The sequence below is a fragment of the Bradyrhizobium sp. UBA2491 genome (assembly GCF_002341725.1).
Lineage (GTDB): Bacteria > Pseudomonadota > Alphaproteobacteria > Rhizobiales > Xanthobacteraceae > Bradyrhizobium.
In genome coordinates this window covers 60216-80931 of the sequence record NZ_DDOP01000041.1, presented here as the reverse complement: position 1 = coordinate 80931, position 20716 = coordinate 60216, and the positions used below count along the sequence as shown (strand labels likewise).

General features: G+C 64.9%; 22 protein-coding genes. 7 read left to right on the top strand and 15 right to left on the bottom strand.

Annotation, left to right across the window (positions count from 1 at the left end; genetic code table 11):
* Nucleotides 1–165: 165 nt before the first annotated feature.
* Together B2W55_RS13180 and B2W55_RS13175 are read left to right on the top strand one after the other, a co-directional pair.
* Nucleotides 166–657 carry a PaaI family thioesterase gene (locus tag B2W55_RS13180; RefSeq protein ID WP_024582614.1) on the top strand — a complete coding sequence of 164 codons (492 nt, stop codon included), beginning with the start codon at nt 166–168 and terminating at the stop codon, nt 655–657.
* A 324-nt stretch (nt 658–981) separates the two neighbouring features.
* Nucleotides 982–3216 (top strand): alkaline phosphatase family protein, encoded by a 2235-nt coding sequence (locus B2W55_RS13175; protein ID WP_024582615.1) that lies wholly within the window; start codon nt 982–984, stop codon nt 3214–3216.
* A 71-nt stretch (nt 3217–3287) separates the two neighbouring features.
* Here the strand turns inward: B2W55_RS13175 and B2W55_RS13170 are convergent, their stop codons facing one another.
* The gene (locus tag B2W55_RS13170) at nt 3288–4001 is read right to left on the bottom strand and encodes a glutathione S-transferase family protein (RefSeq protein WP_024582616.1); all 714 of its coding nucleotides are present in this window, start codon (nt 3999–4001) and stop codon (nt 3288–3290) included.
* Nucleotides 4002–4109: 108 nt separating this feature from the next.
* Between B2W55_RS13170 and B2W55_RS13165 the strand changes: the two genes are divergently transcribed.
* Together B2W55_RS13165 and B2W55_RS13160 are read left to right on the top strand one after the other, a co-directional pair.
* Nucleotides 4110–4484 carry a winged helix-turn-helix transcriptional regulator gene (locus tag B2W55_RS13165; protein WP_024582617.1) on the top strand — a complete coding sequence of 125 codons (375 nt, stop codon included), beginning with the start codon at nt 4110–4112 and terminating at the stop codon, nt 4482–4484.
* 126 nt (nt 4485–4610) lie between these two features.
* Nucleotides 4611–5582: a DMT family transporter gene (locus B2W55_RS13160; RefSeq protein WP_024582618.1), complete on the top strand. Its 972-nt coding sequence runs from the start codon at nt 4611–4613 to the stop codon at nt 5580–5582.
* Nucleotides 5583–5589: 7 nt separating this feature from the next.
* Here B2W55_RS13160 and B2W55_RS13155 read toward each other — a convergent pair whose 3' ends face one another.
* From B2W55_RS13155 to purC, 6 genes are all read right to left on the bottom strand, one after another.
* Nucleotides 5590–6327 carry a tetratricopeptide repeat protein gene (locus B2W55_RS13155; protein WP_024582619.1) on the bottom strand — a complete coding sequence of 246 codons (738 nt, stop codon included), beginning with the start codon at nt 6325–6327 and terminating at the stop codon, nt 5590–5592.
* Nucleotides 6328–6516: 189 nt separating this feature from the next.
* Complete coding sequence (locus B2W55_RS13150; protein ID WP_024582620.1) at nt 6517–7500, bottom strand: tripartite tricarboxylate transporter substrate-binding protein; 984 nt, start codon at nt 7498–7500, stop codon at nt 6517–6519.
* A gap of 39 nt (nt 7501–7539) precedes the next feature.
* Nucleotides 7540–8241, bottom strand: coding sequence for a phosphoribosylformylglycinamidine synthase subunit PurQ (purQ, locus tag B2W55_RS13145; RefSeq protein WP_024582621.1), 702 nt, complete (start codon nt 8239–8241; stop codon nt 7540–7542).
* A gap of 4 nt (nt 8242–8245) precedes the next feature.
* Complete coding sequence (locus tag B2W55_RS13140) at nt 8246–8824, bottom strand: hypothetical protein (protein ID WP_024582622.1); 579 nt, start codon at nt 8822–8824, stop codon at nt 8246–8248.
* A gap of 14 nt (nt 8825–8838) precedes the next feature.
* Nucleotides 8839–9081, bottom strand: a complete 243-nt coding sequence (gene purS, locus B2W55_RS13135) for a phosphoribosylformylglycinamidine synthase subunit PurS (RefSeq protein ID WP_024582623.1) — start codon at nt 9079–9081, stop codon at nt 8839–8841.
* Nucleotides 9082–9096: 15 nt separating this feature from the next.
* Nucleotides 9097–9864, bottom strand: coding sequence for a phosphoribosylaminoimidazolesuccinocarboxamide synthase (purC, locus tag B2W55_RS13130; RefSeq protein WP_016843454.1), 768 nt, complete (start codon nt 9862–9864; stop codon nt 9097–9099).
* A 348-nt stretch (nt 9865–10212) separates the two neighbouring features.
* Between purC and B2W55_RS13125 the strand changes: the two genes are divergently transcribed.
* Nucleotides 10213–10536: a DUF1476 domain-containing protein gene (locus tag B2W55_RS13125; protein ID WP_024582624.1), complete on the top strand. Its 324-nt coding sequence runs from the start codon at nt 10213–10215 to the stop codon at nt 10534–10536.
* Between the two features lie 14 nt (nt 10537–10550).
* Here the strand turns inward: B2W55_RS13125 and B2W55_RS13120 are convergent, their stop codons facing one another.
* Nucleotides 10551–10982: a hypothetical protein gene (locus B2W55_RS13120; RefSeq protein ID WP_244442246.1), complete on the bottom strand. Its 432-nt coding sequence runs from the start codon at nt 10980–10982 to the stop codon at nt 10551–10553.
* A gap of 94 nt (nt 10983–11076) precedes the next feature.
* Nucleotides 11077–11997: a LysR family transcriptional regulator gene (locus tag B2W55_RS13115; protein ID WP_024582626.1), complete on the bottom strand. Its 921-nt coding sequence runs from the start codon at nt 11995–11997 to the stop codon at nt 11077–11079.
* Nucleotides 11998–12111: 114 nt separating this feature from the next.
* Here B2W55_RS13115 and B2W55_RS13110 point away from each other — a divergent pair, with 114 nt between their 5' ends.
* Together B2W55_RS13110 and purB are read left to right on the top strand one after the other, a co-directional pair.
* A complete protein-coding gene (locus tag B2W55_RS13110) occupies nt 12112–12939 on the top strand; it encodes an isocitrate lyase/PEP mutase family protein (protein ID WP_024582627.1) in 828 nt (275 codons plus the stop codon).
* 198 nt (nt 12940–13137) lie between these two features.
* Nucleotides 13138–14571 carry an adenylosuccinate lyase gene (purB, locus tag B2W55_RS13105; protein WP_371412481.1) on the top strand — a complete coding sequence of 478 codons (1434 nt, stop codon included), beginning with the start codon at nt 13138–13140 and terminating at the stop codon, nt 14569–14571.
* 97 nt (nt 14572–14668) lie between these two features.
* On the opposite strand, the gene cynS is transcribed toward purB, so the two are convergent.
* The 6 genes from cynS to B2W55_RS13075 all read right to left on the bottom strand — a co-directional run bounded on the left by cynS (nt 14669) and on the right by B2W55_RS13075 (nt 20683).
* Nucleotides 14669–15157, bottom strand: a complete 489-nt coding sequence (gene cynS / locus B2W55_RS13100) for a cyanase (protein WP_024582629.1) — start codon at nt 15155–15157, stop codon at nt 14669–14671.
* 19 nt (nt 15158–15176) lie between these two features.
* Nucleotides 15177–16088, bottom strand: coding sequence for an ABC transporter ATP-binding protein (locus B2W55_RS13095; protein ID WP_024582630.1), 912 nt, complete (start codon nt 16086–16088; stop codon nt 15177–15179).
* A 2-nt stretch (nt 16089–16090) separates the two neighbouring features.
* A complete protein-coding gene (ntrB, locus tag B2W55_RS13090; protein ID WP_024582631.1) occupies nt 16091–16930 on the bottom strand; it encodes a nitrate ABC transporter permease in 840 nt (279 codons plus the stop codon).
* 159 nt (nt 16931–17089) lie between these two features.
* On the bottom strand, nt 17090–18475 hold the full coding sequence (locus tag B2W55_RS13085) for a CmpA/NrtA family ABC transporter substrate-binding protein (RefSeq protein WP_024582632.1): 1386 nt from the start codon (nt 18473–18475) through the stop codon (nt 17090–17092).
* 106 nt (nt 18476–18581) lie between these two features.
* On the bottom strand, nt 18582–19460 hold the full coding sequence (locus B2W55_RS13080) for a sulfurtransferase (RefSeq protein WP_024582633.1): 879 nt from the start codon (nt 19458–19460) through the stop codon (nt 18582–18584).
* A gap of 95 nt (nt 19461–19555) precedes the next feature.
* A complete protein-coding gene (locus B2W55_RS13075) occupies nt 19556–20683 on the bottom strand; it encodes an acyl-CoA dehydrogenase family protein (RefSeq protein ID WP_024582634.1) in 1128 nt (375 codons plus the stop codon).
* Nucleotides 20684–20716 lie beyond the last annotated feature (33 nt).

Below are 20716 nucleotides of genomic sequence, written 5' to 3'. Positions count from 1 at the left end.
CTTAATAGGTAGATCGAACGGGGGCGAAAAGGCCTTTTACGGGGCATTTCCGGCCTGTCCAGAGCTTTGCGGGGGCCGCGGCCGGCCCGGGAATTGCACTGGGATTTGCACAACGGGGATGGATCGGATTTAAGAACCCGAACCCGACAATTGAAGGCCAATCTCGTGAACGAGCTCGCCGACACCGCACTCAAGACCGCATTCAACCGCCGCCCCGACCTGCACGTCGAGACCGAGGGCGAGTTCGCCGGCTGGCGAACCTGGACCCGGGACAACTTCGAGAGCCATACCGGCCCATTTTACCACCGGATGGACGAAAACGGCCGCATCGCCTGCGCGTTCCGGGTCGGCAAGAAGCATCTCAACGGCTCCGGCAACGTCCATGGCGGCTGCCTCATGACCTTTGCCGATTACTGCCTGTTCGCGCTCGCGAGCCCCGTGCTCCAGGGCCCGGGTGTCACGGTCTCGTTCGGCTCGGAATTCCTCGACGCGGCCCGCGAGGGGGACCTGATCGAGTGCGCCGGCGAGGTCACCCGCGCGGGTGGATCGCTGATCTTCGTGCGAGGCATGCTGACATCGGCGGGGCGACCTCTGTTCGCCTTCTCCGGCACCATCAAGCGGATCAAGCGCAAGGCGCCGGCAGCGACCACGGCATAGCGCGCGCAAGGGCTTCTCCCGCTCCGATTGAATCGGAGCGGAGCTCTCGCTGTTGCCTTTGACGCGTGGCCTTCACGCCAACGTTTCGGTGGACGCGCGTCGTCATCCGGCCGTTACATCCGCACGGATGAATCCAAACCAGAGCGCCAGCGCGTTGTGTTCACGCGCGTTCTTGGTGTGAAGCGATATCAATCCGGTTGTGACGCAACGACGCACTGTCGTTGCCTCGTCGCGCGCACGTCACATGCACGTCAGCCAAGCCTCGGAAGATTGCTGAACGGTTTCCGTTTGTGCGCGTCCGCGCCGCGAGCTTGGGGCATTCTCATGAAATTGAAGACGTTCGTTTCCGCCACGTCGGCGGCGTGGCTGATCGCATCATTGGCATGTGTTGCAACTCCTGCGCGCGCCGGCCAGGACGGCGACAATGGCGATCGCGGTCCCGGCCAGTCGCGCGATCACGATCAGGACCAGGATCAAGACCATGATGTCGATCATCATGGCCGCAAGCCGCGCGTGGTGATGATCTCGCTCGACGGCGCCAAACCGGATTTCATCCAGAAGTTCATCGAGGAAGGCGTGCTGCCGCGTGACGGCGGTCTCGCCCGGCTCAGCCGCCGCGGTGCCGTGGCGTTGCAGAACGTGACGGCATCGCCGTCGCTCACCGCGGTGTCACACATCGCGATCGCGACCGGCTCGACGGCGGTCCACAACGACATCCCCTCCAACACGTTCCAGCCGATCGTCGGGCCGATCTCCAGCAGCATCAGCGGCTTTGCGGCGCCGATCGGCGGCTACAGCGAAAGCCCGCTCGGGCCGTCGGCGCACCCGACGGCACAACCCCTGTGGGTGCAACTGCGCCAGCAGGGCAAGAAGGTGATCACCGCGACCTGGCCCGGCGGCGACGGCGCCGACATCTCCATCAACAAGACCGTGGTGCAGCCGGCCCAGCCGACCCGCGTCACCGACTTCACGGTACCGTTCGGCGCGTTCGGCGGCATCGGCGCTCAGGGCTTCACGCTGTCGCGCAGCGACTTCGCGACCGATCCGGGCATCGTCGCGGCGTTGCAGGCCGCGGGGCACTTCTCGTTCAGCCCGGTGCTGGTGACCTCGGCGCCGATCGAGACGTTCTCGTGCTCGACGTCGGCGACGGCGACCTGCACCAACGCCGCGACGCTCGACGTTAAATATTCGATCCGCGTCGCCGCGATCGACACCACCAACGACCGCAAGGTGAACTACGACACGCTGGTGTTCTTCGACGCCAACCGCGGCATCACCGCGGGACCGTTCCACGCACCGTCGACCGGTCCGGCCTACGTCAAGTTCGGCGGCGAGAACGCGCCGTTCTTCTTCGACGGCAGCGGCGCAAAAGTTGGTGCCGCCTACTTCGTCTCGGCGCTGTCACCCGATCTCTCGGTGGTGCGCTTCGCCCGCTACGGCGCCAACTACATCCCGCGCAACACGCCGGTGCTGGCCGATGTCGACGACATCAACAACAATATCGGTTTCTGGCGCCCACAGGCCGATTTCCGCATTCCTGAGCGCCTGAGCCCCGGCTTCACCGGCTTCCCCGACGTCGAGATCGAGACGATGTTCGAGGACATGGTGAAGACCTTCGTGCGCTACCAGGCCAATATCGGCGAGCGCGCGATCAAGACCCATCCGGACGCCGACCTCGTGATGGTCTATATCGAGCAGCCCGACGGCTCCGAGCACCAGTTCCTGCTCACTGATCCGCGCCAGGGCACCAACCCCACTGACCCGAATTCAATCGGTGCCAACCAGGATCCCGCCAAGGTCAAGCGTTACGCCTCCTACATCCGTTTCGCCTATCAGACTGCCGATAAGGCCGTGAAGCAGATCGCCGACGCGGCGGGCCGCGACAGCAACGTGGTCGTGGTGTCGGATCACGGCTTCGCGCCGTTCCACACCTCGGTCAATCTGACCAACATCCTGCGCAATGCGGGCATCGACACCAGCAAGGTCGGCATCCGCACCTCGGGCCCGGCCGCCGACATCTACGTCAACTTGCAGAACCGCGAGCTCGGCGGCACCGTCGATCTGGCGACCTACCGCGCCCTGGTGGCGCAGATCACCGACGCGGTGAAGAACGCGGTCGACCCCAACGCGCGCTTCAACTACTCGCTCAGGGATCAGCGCATCTTCACCGTGGTCGAGACCCGGCCGCTGCAATGCGACGCCGGCACCGGACAGTGCACCAGCAAGACCGTCGGCCAGGACTATGGCGACGTGTTCGCGCTGATGGCGCCCGGCTACAATTTCGACGGCGTACAAAATCCCGGCGTCGCGCGCCAGGGCGATGCACCGTTCAACGCGGCGACCACCGCGCTGTCGATGCCGAACTTCTACGGCGCCCACGGTCACGACCCCGAACTCCCGGTGATGAGCGCGACCTTCATCGCCGCGGGACCACAGATCCGCCGGGACACGGTGGTGCGCCACATGCGCAACATCGACGTCGCGCCGACCATCATGCGGATGCTGGGCACGACGCCGCATCAGGTCGATGGCGAGGTGCTGAAGGAGATCCTTCGCTAGATCTTTCGGCAAATTCCGTGCGGTGGACGCCAGGCCGGCGTCCACCGCCTCAAGCACAGCCCAGGAAGCCCTCACGCACGCGGCGTGCCGAACCGCTCGATCACCTCGGCAAGCGGAACGTGACCGACGCAGGCGCCCGACCCCGGGCTGTGCTCGCCCGACTCCAGCGCCGTCGCGTAGATCACGGCCGGATCGGCCTCCAATCGTGCGCGAAGCGCGGCCAGTTTCGGCCAGCGATTGCGGTCGGCGACGGCGTGGAATTCGAGCCAGCGTGCGACACCGATCAGCAACCCGTCCGCCAATGCCGGGCGGTCACCGAGCAGGAACGGTGCATCCCCGATCAGTTCCTCGAGTCTGTCGTGCCGCTCGACGACGTTGCCCCGCCCCCACTGCCGAAGCGCGGACTGCATCGACGGGTTCGGCGTTTTCATCTCCAGCGCCGCCCACAGCGGTGAGAACGCCGCGGTGAAGCCGGTGTTCACGAAGGCCATTAGCAGACGCATCCGGTCGGCCTCGGGCGACAACGGCTCAAAGCTGATGCGGCGCTCGGTATCGCGTGCGGCGAGCCAGCTTGCGATCGCCATGTTCTCGGTGAGCACCCCGCCCTGGTCCGTGACCAAGGCCGGCGTCTCATGCCGCGGATTGATCCGCGCGTAGGAGGGGTCGCGCATTTCGCCGAGCATGTCGACGCGGCAAAGGCGGTAGGGCTTGCGCAGCCATTCGAGGGCTGCAACGAGCCCCATGGAGCTTCCGAGCGGGAAGCCATAGATAAGGATAGGTTCCATGATGTGGGTCTCCGGTGAAGTCTGACGATCGCGCTGCGCAGCGGAGCCGGACCCTAGTCGCCACATCCGTGAAGTAAATTACGCACCTTTTTGTAACCACGAGCCGCCATGAAATCTCTCGTCTCCCGCTGCCCGATCGAGGAAGTGATGCAGATCCTGAGCGGCCGCTGGCCGACGCTGCTGATCTATTATCTGAAACAGGGCACCAAGCGCTTCAGCGACCTGCGCCGCGACAACCCGACCATCTCGCACAAGATGCTCACATTGGAGCTTCGCAAGCTGGAGGACGCCGGCATTGTCGAGCGCACCGAATTCGAAGGCTATCCGCTGCGCGTCGAGTATCAGCTTGCGCCGGCCGGCCACCGCCTCGTGCCGCTGATCGACGCGCTCGGCGACTGGTGGGAAGCAACGTCCGATACCGGCGCACAGTCCGGCTCCGCGGATGTCGCGCCGGCCATTTCGAATCCCGTCTCGCGGGATTGAACGACACAGAGCGCTGCAAAACTACGCTGGCCTCGGGTCGGCTCCCGAAGTATCAGTTCCATGCGCGGCAATGCGCGGGGAGCCCATCAAGGTGCCGAAGAGCACAGCCAGAGCATGAGCCGGAACATGCTCAAACAAGCATCCAAGACGGGCAGCGTGACGGCTCCCGCGATCACGCCCTCCACGCCGGCGCCGGGCGCGCGTGGCTGGCGCGACTACGCGCTGCTGCTGGCGCTGGCCTGCTGCTGGAGTTCGACCTATCCCCTGACCAAGATCGGGCTCGGCTCGATTCCGCCGGTGACCTTCATCTCGGCGCGCTCGCTGGTCGCCGCCTTCTTTCTGCTCGTGGTGCTCAGGATCCGCGGCATCCGGATCCCGACCGACATCAAGGCCTGGAAGCTGTTCGCCTTCCAGCAGACCATCAACTCGACGATCCCGTTTCTGGTGATCACCTGGGCGCAGCTCTATGTGCCGGCGTCCAACACCGTGGTGCTGGCCTCGACGACGCCGATCTTCGCCTTCCTGATCACCTGGGCGATCACCCGGCACGAGCCCGCCTCGCTGCTCAAGCTGCTTGGCGCGATCCTCGGCCTTGCGGGCACGATCGCGATCATCGGGCTCGACGCGCTCTCGGGCTTCGGCAAGGAGATCGTGGCCGAGATCGCTATCCTGCTCGCAACCGTCTCGTTCGCCTGCGCCACGATCTTCGGGTTGCGGCTGTCGGACTACGATCCGATGGTGGTGGCCGCCGGCTCGCTGCTGTTCGGCGGCACCGTGCTGTTGCCGGTCGCCCTGATCGTCGACCATCCCTGGACGCTGCACCCGACGCCGCAGGCGCTGGTCGCCACCGTCGTCATGGGGATCTTCTCCAGCGCGTTCGGCTTGATGCTGTTCTACATGTGCCTGACGCGGCTCGGCACGCTCACCACGAACGCGCAAGGTTATCTGCGGATTCCGATCGGCGTCGCATTGTCGGTGATCCTGCTCGGCGAATCCGTGCCGTCAAACCTGGCACTGGGGCTCGTGCTGGTCATGTGCGGCGTCGCCGCCATGACGGTGCCGGCCGACGCGGTCAAGCGCTGGCTGCGAAGGCTCTAGTCCAGGCTCAGGCCGACAATTGCTTCTCGGCGATCGAGAGCCATTCGGCCTGCGCGTCACGCAGATATTTCGGCGCGCGCCGCATCTGGATCAGAAGCTCGTTGAACACGATGCGCGCCTCGGCGGTGCGGCCGACCAGTTGCAACAACAGCCCATAACGGACCCGCGCCTCGGCGCCGGGAAAATACTGCGACACCGCCTGGTATTCTTCCAGCGCCTCGTCGAGCCGACCAAGTTCGGCGAGCGAGCGTGCATAGAGCAGATGGCCCTCGGCGGATTCGAAATCCGGCCAGTGCGCGCGCAAGGCATCGAGCGTCGCCAGCGCCTCGGCCGGCTGCTTGCGACCGAACTGGGCCTGCGCCTTGGCCAGCGCGTAGGCCGGATCGTCGCCCTGCGGCCGCTGCAAGACGTGATCGTAGTGGCTCTCCGCCTCCTCGTAACGGCCGATCGCCTGGCACTCCGCGGCCAGCGCCGCACGGTTGGCGATCGTGTCGGAGGTCGCAAGCTTGTCGGACAATTCGCGATACCGCTTCTCCGGATCGAGCCGGTTGGCGACGCGCTTGCGCGCCTGCGCGGCACCAGGTCCACCCCACCATTCCGGGATCAGCTCGACGACGATGTAGGCGAGTGCGCCGATCAGCGGCACCATCAGGATGATGAAGGCCCAGGGCTGCAAGCGCCCGGTGCGCGAGGCGTGATAGATCAGGGTGATGTCGAGCAGCAAAATGACCAATGCGACGGGCATGCGAATTCCAGCGAACCAGACCAATCATCCAAGTCGCTTCCGTCATAGCGTACCCAACACGCGGCAACAATCCCCGGTTGCTATCCGGGAGATGCTAGCGTGACGAGATGATGAAACGGAAGCGACTATCCCTGCGTTGGTGTCTGCCGGAGCGGACCAGGTTCATGGTCCGCGCGCATCGCAAAGCCGCTACTTCTTGTCGTCCGCGAGCAGCGTGCGGTATTTCGTGACGTCGCGGGTCACGAGCTGCTGCAGCACGTCAGGCGCGAGTTCATCGGCATCGGGCGCGACCGTCGACAGATCGGCGAATCGCTTCTTCACCGCTTCGCTTGCGACCGCGGCACGCGCGGCGGTATTGAGCCTGGCGATGATCTCGGGCGGCGTGCCCTTCGGCGCGAACAGGCCGTTCCAACCCTGCGCCTCGAACTCGGGCAGTCCGGCCTCGGCCGAGGTCGGCAAGTCTGGCAATGACGCGAGCCGCACGGTCGAGCCGACCACGACCGCTTTCACCAGCTTGTCGTCGATCGCCTGCGACACCGAGGCGGCGGCATCGCAGACGCCGTCGATCTGACTGCCGATCGCATCCGTCAGCGCCAGCGCCGCGCCGCGATAGCCGACCAGTTGCACGTCGATCCCGGCGGCATGCACGAAGCTCTTGCAGATGAGGTAATTCGACGAGCCGACGCCGGCATGGCCGAGATTGACCTTGCCCGGATTCTTCCTGGCGTAGTCGATGAAGTCCTTGAGGTCCTTGGCTGGGAAATCCTTGCGCAGCGCCACGATGCCGAACGTCTTCGCTACCACCGCGATCGGCGCGAAGGAGTCCGGCGTGAACGACAGTTTTGGGTAGATCGTGTAGGTCGCGGCATTGATGCCGGCATTGCCGATCGCGATCGTGTAGCCGTCCGGCTCGGCCCGCGCGGCACGGGTCAGCGCGGTCGAACCGCCGGCACCGCCGACATTCTCGATGATGATGCTCTGGCCGAGCGCCGCGCTCATCTGGTCGGCGACCGCGCGCGCGATCACGTCGGAGGTGCCCCCGGCCGTGAATGGCACGATCATCGTGATCGGACGCTTCGGGAAGTCCTGCGCGTGTGCTGCCGTCGCAAGCAGCAACGCGGCGGCGGCCGCGAACCACCGTCCGAATTGTCTATCTTGACGCGCCTTCTTCACGCGAACCGGTCCTCACTTCGTTCGAAAACGCTATGGCGATCACGCCGCCTTCTCGAACTGCTGGACCAGCCCGGCGAACAGGCCGCGGCCATCGGTGCAGCCCATGATTTCTTCGACGTGGTTTTCCGGATGCGGCATCATGCCGAGCACGTTGCCGCGCTCGCTGACGATGCCGGCGATCGAATTCGCGGCGCCGTTGAAGTTGGAGGCTTCATCGACCACGCCGTCGGCCGAGCAATAGCGATAGAGCACCCGCCCCTCGCCCTCGAGCCGCTTCAGCGTCTCCTCGTCCGCCTCGTAATTGCCCTCGCCATGCGCCACCGGCACGCGGATCACCTGGCCGGCATTGTAGCCACGGGTGAATGGCGTGTCGGAGCGCTCGACCTTCATATGCACGTCGCGGCAGACGAATTTCAGCCCGGCATTGCGCATCAAGACGCCCGGCAACAGGCCGGACTCGCAGAGGATCTGGAAGCCGTTGCAGACGCCGAGCACGAGCCCGCCCTTGGCGGCGAAGTCGCGCACCGCGTCCATCACGGGCGCACGCGCCGCGATCGCGCCACAGCGCAGATAGTCGCCATAGGAGAAGCCGCCCGGCACCACCACGAGGTCGGTGCCTTTGGGCAGCGCGGTCTCCGCGTGCCACACCATTGCGGTCTCGTTGCCGGAGGCGAGCTTCAGCGCGCGCGCCATGTCGCGTTCGCGGTTGATGCCGGGAAAGACGAGGACGGCTGATTTCATCGGATCACCTGGTTTTGGGTGCCAGCACGAGCTTAACTGCGGCGGCAAATCTTGCGTAATTGTCGTTGCTGGCCTTCTCGTCACGCGCCGAACTGATCAGGCTGGCCGAGCCTTGCCCGCCAAACATCACGCCGCTGACCTGATACTCGCTGGCGCCGTCGGACGTCACGGTCAGGCGCCGCGCCTTGTACATGCGTGGCCCCGCGCCGCCCTTGTCGCCATCGACGCCAAGCAGCGTGATCTTCTGTCCGGGCGAGCGCTGCTCGAGCGCCTTGATGATCTGGTTCTGGCTGTCGCGGAACTGGTCCAGCGTCATCTGATTTCCGCCGGTGTAGTACCGGTAGCTCACCTTCGAGCCCGCACCACATTGCGGCTGCTCGCAGCGGAACAAATGCGTGTCGGCGCGGCGCTCATAGCGCCAGCCGCTGACCGCAAACGGCGGCCGCTGCGCGGTCGCGGATGGTGCCGGCGCCGGCGACTGGGCCGCGGCACCGCCAATCCCGGCCACCGCCAGCAGAGCAAGCGAGAGCGACCGGGCGAAAGTCCGGTCGCGGCCAGAAAGCGCAGGAGCGGCTGAAATCATCTGGCTCGCCCCGGTTAGCTCAGGACCTCGACCCGATAGTTCTCGATCACGGTGTTCGCCAGCAACTTGTCGGCGGCGGCCTTCAGCGCCGCCTCCGCCTTGGCCTGGTCGGTCGCGGCGAGCTCGATGTCGAACACCTTGCCCTGGCGAACGCTGGCGATGCCATCGACGCCGAGCGACTTCAGCGCGCCCTCGATCGCCTTGCCCTGCGGATCGAGGATGCCCGACTTCAATGTGACAGTGACGCGTGCCTTCACGATTGCCCCTTAAACCTAGCTCTTCACCAGCACCGGGCCGCTGCCGGCCGGACGCTCGTTTTCAATCAGAATGCCGAGCCGCTTTGCCACTTCGGTGTAGGCTTCAAGCAAGCCACCCAAATCGCGGCGGAAACGGTCCTTGTCGAGCTTCTCGTTCGACTTGATGTCCCACAGCCGGCAGGAGTCCGGCGAGATCTCGTCGGCGACGATGATCCGCATCATCTCGTTCTCGAACAGGCGGCCGCACTCCATCTTGAAGTCGACGAGGCGGATGCCGATGCCGAGGAAGAGCCCGGTCAGGAAGTCGTTGACGCGGATGGCCAGCGCCATGATGTCGTCGATCTCCTGCGGCGTGGCCCAGCCGAAGGCGGTGATGTGCTCTTCCGACACCATCGGGTCGTTGAGCTGGTCGTTCTTGTAGTAGAACTCGATGATCGAGCGCGGCAGCTGGGTGCCCTCCTCGATCCCGAGCCGCTGCGACAGCGAGCCGGCGGCGACGTTCCGCACCACCACCTCGAGCGGCACGATCTCGACCTCGCGAATCAGCTGCTCGCGCATGTTGAGGCGGCGGATGAAGTGGGTCGGCACCCCGATGTCGTTGAGGTGCTGAAACAGGTACTCCGAAATCCGGTTGTTGAGGACGCCCTTGCCCTCGATCACCTGGTGTTTCTTGGCATTGAACGCGGTCGCGTCGTCCTTGAAGTGCTGGATCAGGGTTCCCGGCTCGGGGCCTTCGTAAAGCACCTTGGCCTTGCCTTCATAAATACGGCGTCGACGGCTCATTGGGATGTACCGTGTTTTGTTGAAATCCATGAATTTGGGTGCTCCGGATAACTTGGGGTTACGACCCACGACGGAGCTGCCGCGGAGGCCTGGAACCTGACGATCCAACTGGAAACAGAACAAGAACCATGCCTGTCGGCAACCTATCCGATTGGCCCATCCAGCACAATCAATACTGCCCCCTGGCGGGCACTTATACCGCCCGATCGTGAGGCGCCGATTCTGCCAGTTTTGCCTGCGGCTTAACGGCTCGTTGTCTTGCCGATTCCTCCCTCCTATCTAGGCAGGGACCGGGGCTGCCGCAACGAGCGGTGGCCCATCATTCAGCAGGGGATTGGAACTTCAGCCATGAGCGAATTCAACAAGCGCCAGGAAGGTTTCGAGAAGAAGTTCGCCCTCGACGAGGAGCAGAAATTCAAGGCGGAAGCGCGCCGGAACAAGCTGCTCGGCCTGTGGGCCGCCGAGAAGCTCGGCATCACGGGCGACGCCGCCAACGCCTATGCCAAGGAGGTGGTGGCCGCCGACTTCGAGGAAGCCGGCGATGGCGACGTGCTGAAGAAGGTGCTGGGCGACCTCAATGCCAAGGGCCAGGCCGTCACCGAGCGCGACGTCCGCGCCAAGATGGACGAGCTGCTCGCCGTGGCGGCAGCGCAGGTGAAAGCGGGAACCTAAGGTTCCCGCGGCAGCTATTTCATCGTGATCTGCATGCTCATCGAGCCGCTCACGTTGAATCCTTCCTGCTGCTGCTGACCATATTGCCGGCCGAGATTGACGTTGATCGATTCGAGCCGGCAATCCTTCGCGATGACTTCCCGCAGCAGATCGCATTCACGCGCCGCCATCTCGTAGACCAGGCGGCGCGCCCGATCGCGCAGCTTTTGCGCCTCATCGCCGTCGCCGGTCGGCCCCGCCATGAAGAGGTTGACGTTGCTCTGCACCCGCACCGAGCCCTCCTGGCGCACAAGACCGGTGGATTGCTCGAGGATGATACGCTGGCCCGGCGACTGGGCGAACGCTGGCGCGGTCAGGAACAGCAGGCTGATGGCCGCTGTGGAGAGGCGCATAGGCGACGACGACATGGCGGATCCTTGGCAAATGAGGGAACGCGACGCGTTCATAGCGACCTTCAATTGCAACAAGCCGAATCTGCCCCGCAAAAGGCCGGCATGCCGCTTCATCCGACGTTAACGGTGACGAAACGCCCTTACGTCCTCAGCGCTTGCCCGCCGATCTCGCCTTGGTGAAATCGGCGCGGACGATATCGAGCAGACGGCGCGACGCGGCGCTGAGGAAGCCGCCATGCCGCGTCACCGCGACGACCTCGTGAGTTGCGCTGAGATCACCGACATGGATCGTCGCGATGGTGCCGGCGCGCAATTCCTCCGCCGCATTGCTTTCCGACAATAGCGCGATGCCAAGCCCGGCCTCGACCAACCGCTTCTGGGCGGTGAGGCTGTCGACCGGCGTCCAGGCGATCTCGCCGAGCCCGTGGGTCAGGAACAGCGCGAAAACATGCGAGGCCGTGATCTCGCGGCGCCCCGGCACTTCGGGAAACGCGATCCACCGCTCATCCCTGAGTTCGACGAGCCTGCGGATTCGACGGCCGGCCAGCTTGTGCTCCGGCGCGCAGACCACCCGAAGCGGCTCGGCGAACAGCAGCTCGCAATCGAGCTCGCGGGAGCGATCGCGGTCATAGCGCAGCCCGATCGTCGCCTCGCCGCGCCGGATCAGGTCGCTGACCTCGGCGCTGGTCGCGGTGCGCAAGGTCAGCGCGACATCCGGATGCTGGCGGGCGAAGCGCTTCAGCACGGTCGAGAGCCGCGCGCCGGCAAGCGTGCCGGTCACCGCCAGCGCCACCGGACCGGAATTGTTGCGCGAGAGCGCGCGCACCGCGTTCTCGGCATCCTGCGCCGCCGCCACCGCGCGTTCGGCATAAGGCACCATCACCCGGCCGGCATCGCTGAGCCGGGTCTTGCCGGCGATCCGCTCGAACAAGGGCACCCCGAGTTCCTGCTCGAGCAGCGCAATGCGCCGGGAAATCGCCGGCTGCGAGCGGTGCAGCGCCTTCGCAGCCTGCGAGATCGCGCCGCGCCGGTGCACCACCAGGAAGGTGTTGAGCGCGTCGCTGTCCATCGTTTTCCTCATGCAAAAAGCTGATGTAATCCAGAGAAATAACAAATTTGTCTGATGGATGAAACCGCCCTATCGCTCGCTGCCAGTCGATCCCGGAACAGACAGGAGCTCAAAATGCGCACCCAGGCAGACAAGGCGGCACGGTTTCGCGCGCTGCATCAGCGGCCCGGCGCCTTCATCATTCCAAACCCGTGGGACGCCGGAACCGCGAAGCTGCTCGCGGCCATGGGTTTCGAAGCGCTGGCGACCACCAGCCTCGGGGTCGCCAACACGCTCGGCGAGTCCGGCATCAGCCTCGATGCCATCATCGAGAATTGCCGGGTGATATCGGAGGCCACTGATTTGCCCGTCAACGCGGATCTCGAGAATTGCGGCGCCGACGATCCGGCGACCGCGGCAAAGGCGATCGCACGCGCGGCCGAAGCCGGCGTGGTCGGCGGCTCGATCGAGGATTCCACCGGCGATCGCGAGCATCCGATCTACGACTTCTCGCTCGCGGTCGAGCGGGTGCAGGCGGCCGTCGAGGCGGCGCGCGCGCTGCCCTTCCCGTTCACGCTGACGGCGCGGGCGGAAAACTTTCTCTGGGGCCGTAAGGACCTCGACGACACCATCAGGAGGTTGCAGGCCTTCGAGGCCGTCGGCGCCGACGTGCTGTACTCGCCGGGCCTTTACGACATCGGCACCATCAAGACCGTGGTCTCGGCGGTGCAGCGGCCGTTCAACCTGGTGATGGGCTTTGCCGATCCGACCCTGACGGTCGACCAGCTCTCGGCCGCCGGCGTCAAGCGCATCAGTGTTGGCGGCGCGATGCAGCGCCACGCGCTCAACGCCTTCCTGCGCGCCGCCCGCGAGATGAAGGACATGGGGTCGTTCAGCTATGTCCGCGACATGGCCCCGGTAGCCGAAGTCAGGGCGGCGTTCAGCGGGTCCGCTCTCGCCTGATGATTGCGAGCAGCGCGGGCGACCGTCAGCCAGCGCTGCATCCATGGCGGTGCCGCCTCGGGTTGCCTGAGGCGGCGCGGATCACTATCTGCTAAGGTGCCGCCAACACCGCAAGCCCGGGCCGTGGTGCCTGCATTCCCGACGATCCGTGACAGCTCTCGGCTTGCAGCCGGCACCAGGTAATGCCAAGAGAGCGGGATCATGCCCCAAGATCACATTTCCAACGTCCTCGCCGAACGTTATGCCTCGCCCGCCATGCGCGCCATCTGGAGCGGCGAAGGCAAAGTCCGCCTCGAACGCGACTACTGGATCGCCGTCCTGAAGGCCCAGCGCGATCTCGGCATTGCGGTGCCCGATGGCGTGATCGAGAGCTACGAGCGGGTCAAGGACCAGATCGACCTCAAGTCGATCATGCAGCGCGAGCGCATCACCCGCCACGACGTCAAGGCGCGCATCGAGGAATTCTGCGATCTCGCTGGTCATGAGCACCTGCACAAGGGCATGACCAGCCGCGACCTCACTGAGAATGTCGAGCAGTTGCAGGTCTACCGCGCGTTGCAGCTGGTCGAGACCAAGAGTATCGCCGCACTGGTCCGGTTCGCCAGGCGCGCGCAGCAATTGCGCGACATCCCGTTCACCGCGCGCACCCACAACGTCGCCGCGCAGGTCACGACGCTCGGCAAGCGCATCGCGATGTTCGGCGAGGAGATGCTGCTGGCGCATCAGGGCCTGGTCAACGTGCTGCAAACCTATCCGGCGCGCGGCCTGAAGGGCGCGGTCGGCACCCGGCTCGATCAGATCACCCTGTTCAATGGCGACGCCGGCAAGGCGCGCGCGCTCGAGCAGAACATCCTCGTGCATCTCGGCCTGCCGAAGGCGCTCGATGCCGTCGGCCAGGTCTATCCGCGCAGCCTCGACTTCCGCGCGGTCAGCATCATCACCGAGCTCGCCAGTGGTCCCGGCAACTTCGCCAAGACCATCCGCCTGATGGCCGGTCATGAACTCGCAAGCGAAGGTTTTGCCAAGGGCCAGGTCGGCTCCTCGGCGATGCCGCACAAGATGAACAGCCGCTCCTGCGAGCGCATCAACGGCCTGCACGTGATCCTGAAGGGCTATCTCGCGATGGCCGCCGGCCTCGCCGGCGATCAGTGGAACGAGGGCGACGTCTCCTGCTCGGTGGTCCGCCGCGTGATGCTGCCGGATGCCTTCCTCGCCATGGATGGCCTGCTCGAAACCCTGCTCACCGTGCTCGACCAGATGGAAGTGTTCGAGGCCGTGGTCGCGACCGAGCTCAACCGCTATCTGCCCTTCCTGCTCACCACCACGGTGATGATGGAAGCGGTGAAGAAGGGTGCCGGCCGCGAAGGCGCGCATGAGGCGATCAAGGAGCATGCCGTCGCCGCGATCGGCGACCTGCGCACTGGCAAGATCGTGCAGAACGACCTGCTGCACCGCCTCTCCGCCGATCAGCGTCTCGGCCTCAGCGAGGCCGAATTGCAGCTGGTGCTGGAACAGGGTCGCGCCAATTCCGGCGACGCCGGCGCCCAGGTCGATTTCTTCGCCGAGCAGGTCGATGTCCTGGCCAAGGCCAAGCCGGAAGCTGCCAGCTACGCGCCGCGCGCGATTCTGTGATCTCGTACCGCGCGCCCGATGAGCGCGCGGCCTCAATCGACGCGAACGGCGAGTAGCGAGTGAAACCGATTCCACTCGCTTCTCGCCGTTCGTTATCTCACCCTTCCTTGAAGCCGTATTCCGGCACGTTGCCGCTAGCGCCGTAGTATTTGTACGGCAGGAATTTGCCGGACATGGTGATCTTGACCCGATCGCCCTTCGGATTGGCGACACGCTCCATCGCCATGTCGAAGTCGATCGCCGACATGATGCCGTCGCCGAACTCCTCCTCGATCAGCGCCTTCCATGCCGGGCCGTTCACCATCACCATCTCGTAGAAGCGATAGATCAGCGGATCGGTGGGCGGCATCGGTGTGCCGCTGCCGCGCATCGGGGTCTCGTTGAGCATCGCGATCTCGGCCTTCGACAGCCCGAACAATTCGCCGGCATTGGCCGCCTGCGGCTTGGTCAGCTTCATCTGGCCAAGGATCGCGCCCGTGATCAGCACCTCGGAATAGCCGCCGATCTTCTCGCAGATATATTTCCAGGTCCAACCCTTCTCGCGCTTGATGTCGAGCAGCTTCTCGGTGAGGTCTTCGCGTTTCATCAGGTCTCCTCCTCAGGCTTCAGCGCGCAACACTTTGCGCGGGATTGGGTTCGACGACGCGCGGCGGCGAGACGATCACCGGCTCGCCGAGGCCGGGCCGCACCGTCGGCACGTGGCGCGGGTCGTGGCCGGTCACCTCGGCCGCAAAGCTCTTGCTGCGGCTGACCAGGAAATCGACGATATGGTTGCGCAGCGCATAGTAATAGGGATGGCGATGCAGATCGATCCGGCCGCGCTCCCTGGGCAGCGGATTTTCAACGATCTCGGCCAGCACCGCCCCGGGGCCGTTGGTCATCAGGAAAATCTTGTCGGCGAGGAAGATCGCCTCGTCGACGTCATGGGTGATCATGAAGGTGGTCTGCCCGGTCTCCAGGCAGATCCGCCGTACCTCGTCCTGCAACGTGCCGCGGGTCAGCGCGTCGAGCGCCGAGAACGGCTCGTCCATCAGCATGATCTTCGGCGTGATCGACAGCGCCCGCGCGATGCCGACGCGCTGCTTCATGCCGCCGGACAGTTCGGACGGATGCTTGTGCTCGGAGCCGGAGAGCCCGACGAGGTCGATGAACTTCTGCGCGTGGGCCTTGACCCGGGCGCGCTCCCATTTGCGCCATTTCGAGCCCACAGCGTAGGCGACATTGCCGAGCACTGTGCGCCACGGCAGCAGCGCATGGCTCTGGAAGATCACGGCGCGGTCGAGGCTGGTGCCCTCGATGCCCTGGCCGTCGACGATGACCGTGCCTTCGCTCGGCTCGTCGAGGCCGGCGAGGATGTTGAGCACCGTGGTCTTGCCGCAGCCGGAATGGCCGATCACGCAACCGAATTCGCCGCGCGCCATCGACAGCCAGAAATCCTCGAACACCGCCGTGGTGCCACCGCCCGCGGCGGGATAGCGCCGCGCGATGCCCTCGATGGAAATGAACTTGTCGGTCATCGCTACTCCGGAAACGTCACCATGCGCGTGAACCGCGCCAGAACCTGGTCGAGCAGCATGCCGACGAGGCCGATCAGCAGGATCGCGATGATCACATTGGTGATCGACAGATTGTTCCACTCGTTCCAGACGAAGTAGCCGATGCCGGTGCCGCCGACGAGCATCTCGGCAGCGACGATCACGAGCCAGGCAATCCCGATCGAGATCCGCATCCCCGTCAGGATGGTCGGCGCTGCCGCCGGCAGGATCACGGTGAAGGCACGCCTGATGGTGCCGACCTCGAGCGTACGTGCGACGTTGATCCACTCCTTGCGCACGCCGGCAACGCCGAACGCGGTGTTGAGCAGCATCGGCCACACCGAGCAGATGAAGATCACGAAGATCGCCGAGATCGAGGAATCCTTGATGGTGTAGAGCGCCAGCGGCATCCAGGCCAGCGGCGAGATCGGCTTCAGCACCTGGATGAACGGATCGAGCGCCCTGCTGATCAGGGGCGACATCCCGATCATGAAGCCGAGCGGGATCGCGACCAAGACCGCGATCAGATAGCCGAGCCCAACGCGCCCGATCGAGTAACCAAGCTGGATGCCGAGGCCCTTGTCGTTCGGCCCGTTGTCATAGAACGGCCGCTTCAGGTGCTCCCACAGCTTGGCCCCGACATCGAGCGGACCCGGCATCGCGGATTTGCCCTGGGTCGCGGTCAGCCCCATCAGCTTGGCGTATTCCGGACTCATGTTTGCCGCCGCGCCGGAGCCGCGGGTGGCGAGATGCCAGGCGGCGAGGAAGGTCGCGAGCAGCAGGAAGGAGACGATCGCGGCGCGAAGGCGGAGGGACAGCGTCATGCATTAAGCCCCCTCAACCCGTCGTCCCGGCGAAGGCCGGGACCCATACGCGCGGCCCTTCGGTGAGGCACGCGGGGAGACACTGTGCACGAACACCGACAGTCGTGGTTATGGGTCCCGGCCTTCGCCGGGATAACGATAAGGAAATAACCCCTCGCCTCACGACGATTTCCTGATCTTGAAGCTGGCGAGGTAATCATCGGGTGCCGCCGGATCGAAACTCTTGCCCATCACCGAGAATGATTTGTAGGCACTTGCAGGCGGGGTCAGCCCCATCTCGGCCATCACTTTCTTGGTGTCGGTGGCGAGATAGACCTGTTCGGCGACCGCCTTGTAATCGACATCACCCTTGATCTGGCCCCACCGCTTCATCTGGGTCAGCATCCACACAGCGAAGGACTGCCAGGGGAATGGATCGAAATCGACCCGCTTCGGATCGGTCTTCACTCCGCCGAGGCCGTCGGCATAGGTGCCGGTCAGGACCTGCTCCAGCACCGTGACCGGTGCGTTGATGTAGTTGGCCGGCGCAATCGCTTCCGCGATCTGCTTGCGGTTTTCGGCCTTCGCGGCATAGCCGGTGGCGTCGACGATGGCGCGGGTCAGCGCCGCAAAGGAATTCGGCGCAGTCGTGATGAACTCGCGGCTCGCGGCGAAGCTGCAACAGGGATGGCCGTCCCAGATCTCCTTCGACAGGATGTGCAGGAAGCCGGCGCCGTCATAGATCGCACGCTGGCAGATATTGTCCGGCGCAAGGAAGCCATCGATATTGTCGGCACGCAGATTGGCGACCATCTCCGGCGGTGGCACCGAGCGGAGTTGCACGTCGGTATCCGGATCGAGCCCGTGCTCGGCGAGATAATAGCGCAGCAGGTAATTGTGCATCGAATAGTCGAACGGGATGGCGAACTTCATGCCCTTCCAATCCTTGGGGTCACGCCGATCCTTGTGCTTCATCGCCAGCGTGATGCCCTGCCCGTTGATGTTCTCGATCGCGGGCACCGTGAACGGGATGGCATTGGCCCCCAAGCCAAGCGAGATCGCGATCGGCATCGGCGCCAGCATGTGGGCGGCGTCGTATTCCCTGTTGATGGTCTTGTCGCGGATCACGGCCCAGCCGGCGGTCTTCACCACCTCGACGTTCAGTCCTTGCTTGGCATAGAAGCCGAGCGGCGCCGCCATGATGATCGGGGTCGCGCAAGTGATCGGGATGAAGCCGACCTTGAGGTCCTTCTTCTCCGGCGGGCCCGCGTCGGCGAATGCTTCGGTCGCGGTCTTGAGCGGGAAGAATTGCGACAGCGCGGCGAGCGCGGTCGCGGCCCCAACCGATTTCAGGAAGGCGCGGCGCGCAACGTCTTGCGGAAACATCGCCCGCACCACCGCGGAGGCGACGATGCCCTCATAGCGTTTCTCTTCACTCTCGACAGGCTCGCAGCGCAGCGTGCGCGCTGCGTGATCGTGCTCGGCGGCCGAGCGATGCAGCCCGCAGGCGCAGCCCGATCGCGTCAGCGCGTGGTCGGCGTCGAAGGGATCATCGAAAGTAGACATGCTGCGCCCCATTGTCGCACCGAAACGCAGAGAGCTCCGCGATCCGGTTCATTGATCGGTGTCCGGCCGCGTTTTGCGCCGCCGGACACCGACAAACATGCAGGTTCTATGCCGCCTTGCCGGTCACGACGGCCGCGGTCGGCAAGCCTTCGTCGATCGGCAGCGCCGGGTCGCGCGACCACTCGTTCCAGGAGCCGAAGTACATCCGCACGTCCTTCACGCCGGCGTTCTTCAGCGCGAGGAAGGTGTTGGAGGCGCGCGCACCCTTGAAGCAGTAGAGATAGACCGGCGTGGTCTGTGAGATGCCGACGGTGGCGCATTCGGCGAGGATCTCGTCCTTCGACTTGAAGCGCGGACCCTCGCCGGTCGGCTTCATCATGCGGTACCATTCGAGCCACACCGCGCCCGGGATGCGGCCTTTGCGCGGGCAGAAATCCTTCCCATACGGAGACGAGCTTTCGCCGATCCACTCATCGACGTCGCGTACGTCGAGGATCGCGACGCCCGGTTTGTCGAGCGCCGCCAGCATCGCCTTGGCGTCGATCATGATGTCGCCGGCCTCCGGCACGATCGCGAACGCCGCCTTCACCGGCACCGTGACGTCGGTGGTGACTGGCAGATCCACCGCCTTCCAGGCATCGAAGCCGCCATGCAGCACCTTGATCTTGGGATAGCCCAGCATGGTCAGCAGATAATAGCCGCGGCAGGACTGGCCGAAGCCGGAATTCATCGATTGCTCGTAGATCACGGCGGTCTCCTTGCCGGAGAGACCCGCGGCGCCGAACGCATCGGCGAACTTGGTCTTCAGCTCATGGATGCCTTCCGGCGTCGAGGTCGCAAGGAACGTGAAGACGTCATGCACGTTGACGGCGCCCGGCAGGTGGCCCGCGGCATAGGCATCCGGATTCCGGGTGTCGATGATGACACACGGTTCTTTCTTGACGAGCTCGGCAAGTTCGCCGGCGGTGATCAGAACGTCCGTCATGGCAGCCTCTCCTGTTGCGTGGTTGCTAGTCTTGGTGGTCCCGAACTTGTTTGCGCATCATCTCAGCGCCGGTCCGCACTTTTCCGGATCATGCTTCAGCCGTCCGCCAGCATCTTGCGCAGTTGCTTGGTGGCGGGCGTGACGATGGCGACGAAATAGGCTTCGCGCAGCCGGCGCTGGGCGCGGTGGCTCATCAGGTAGCCGCGCGCTCCGCAATGAAGCATCGCGGCATTCGCGACCGCGACGCTGGCGTCCCCGATGCGCAGGCGGAGCGCGACCACGCGGCGCCAGTAGCTGTCGTCTTCATTGTAGGGATCGCGCGCCAGCATCATCGTCTCCTTCTCGAACTCGGCGTAGAGTTCGCGGAATTGCAGCGGCTGCTGCGGCAGATAGCGGTTGACGTGGCCGAGCGGCGCGTGGACCTCGTCCATGATGTTGATGCAGTCCTTCATCAGTCCGAGGCCCATGCCGGCCTGTAGCAGGATGAAGCCGGCGCGGATCTTCTTGACGAAGGCTGCGGCGGGGTCGGCCAGAACCAGTTCGTCCGGCACGAAGGCGTCGCGGAACTGGACGCCGTAGGTGCCGGTGCCGTCCATCGCGAGGAACGGTTTGCACGGCGTCAGCGTGATCGCGGGATCCGAGCAGTCCGCGAGAAACATCACGGTGCCGCCGGGCTTGCTCTGACCGTCCTCGTCCTCGCGCTCGAAGATGGTGCCAAAGTAATGGTCGGGGCCGAGATTCGACACCCAGGGCAGCGCGCCGCGCACGATGTAGCCGCCATCGACCTTGCGTCCCTTGAGCTTCAGCCGTTCGATGCCGAAGAAGCTCTTCATCGGGTTGGACAGCCCGGTGCCGCCGAGCACCCGCCCGCTGGAGAAGCCATCGCCGAACCGCGCGGCGAGCTTCATGTTGGTGGAGTTCGCGGCGTACCAGACCAGCGTGTTCTGGCACCAGGCCATGAAGGCGGTGGCGCCGCAGACCTCGCCGATCGCGGCCATCGCCTGGATCGCGCAGCGCAAATCGGCTGGCCCTTCCTGCGGCACGTGGCTGCTCCAGGCGCCCACGCCGCCGACGCGACGCAGGAATTCGGCCGGGTAGACGGAGCCGGCATCGATTGCAGATGCAAGCGGTGCCAGCTCGTGACGGGCGAGGCGCGCAACCTCGTCCGCAATGGTCGGTGCGGGATCTTGAGCTGCGACCCGCGATAAAGCCAGTGAACCCATGGATGGTCTCCGCACCTTGAATTGCCGGTCGCG

Coding starts and splice junctions, on each gene's coding strand:
- B2W55_RS13175 (WP_024582615.1), top strand. CDS start 982: ATGAAATTGAAGACGTTCGTTTCCGCCACGTCGGCGGCGTGGCTGATC.
- B2W55_RS13170 (WP_024582616.1), bottom strand. CDS start 4,001: ATGGAACCTATCCTTATCTATGGCTTCCCGCTCGGAAGCTCCATGGGG.
- B2W55_RS13165 (WP_024582617.1), top strand. CDS start 4,110: ATGAAATCTCTCGTCTCCCGCTGCCCGATCGAGGAAGTGATGCAGATC.
- B2W55_RS13160 (WP_024582618.1), top strand. CDS start 4,611: ATGCTCAAACAAGCATCCAAGACGGGCAGCGTGACGGCTCCCGCGATC.
- B2W55_RS13155 (WP_024582619.1), bottom strand. CDS start 6,327: ATGCCCGTCGCATTGGTCATTTTGCTGCTCGACATCACCCTGATCTAT.
- purQ (WP_024582621.1), bottom strand. CDS start 8,241: ATGAAATCAGCCGTCCTCGTCTTTCCCGGCATCAACCGCGAACGCGAC.
- B2W55_RS13140 (WP_024582622.1), bottom strand. CDS start 8,824: ATGATTTCAGCCGCTCCTGCGCTTTCTGGCCGCGACCGGACTTTCGCC.
- purC (WP_016843454.1), bottom strand. CDS start 9,864: ATGAGCCGTCGACGCCGTATTTATGAAGGCAAGGCCAAGGTGCTTTAC.
- B2W55_RS13125 (WP_024582624.1), top strand. CDS start 10,213: ATGAGCGAATTCAACAAGCGCCAGGAAGGTTTCGAGAAGAAGTTCGCC.
- B2W55_RS13120 (WP_244442246.1), bottom strand. CDS start 10,982: ATGAACGCGTCGCGTTCCCTCATTTGCCAAGGATCCGCCATGTCGTCG.
- B2W55_RS13115 (WP_024582626.1), bottom strand. CDS start 11,997: ATGGACAGCGACGCGCTCAACACCTTCCTGGTGGTGCACCGGCGCGGC.
- B2W55_RS13110 (WP_024582627.1), top strand. CDS start 12,112: ATGCGCACCCAGGCAGACAAGGCGGCACGGTTTCGCGCGCTGCATCAG.
- cynS (WP_024582629.1), bottom strand. CDS start 15,157: ATGAAACGCGAAGACCTCACCGAGAAGCTGCTCGACATCAAGCGCGAG.
- B2W55_RS13095 (WP_024582630.1), bottom strand. CDS start 16,088: ATGACCGACAAGTTCATTTCCATCGAGGGCATCGCGCGGCGCTATCCC.
- ntrB (WP_024582631.1), bottom strand. CDS start 16,930: ATGACGCTGTCCCTCCGCCTTCGCGCCGCGATCGTCTCCTTCCTGCTG.
- B2W55_RS13085 (WP_024582632.1), bottom strand. CDS start 18,475: ATGTCTACTTTCGATGATCCCTTCGACGCCGACCACGCGCTGACGCGA.
- B2W55_RS13080 (WP_024582633.1), bottom strand. CDS start 19,460: ATGACGGACGTTCTGATCACCGCCGGCGAACTTGCCGAGCTCGTCAAG.
- B2W55_RS13075 (WP_024582634.1), bottom strand. CDS start 20,683: ATGGGTTCACTGGCTTTATCGCGGGTCGCAGCTCAAGATCCCGCACCG.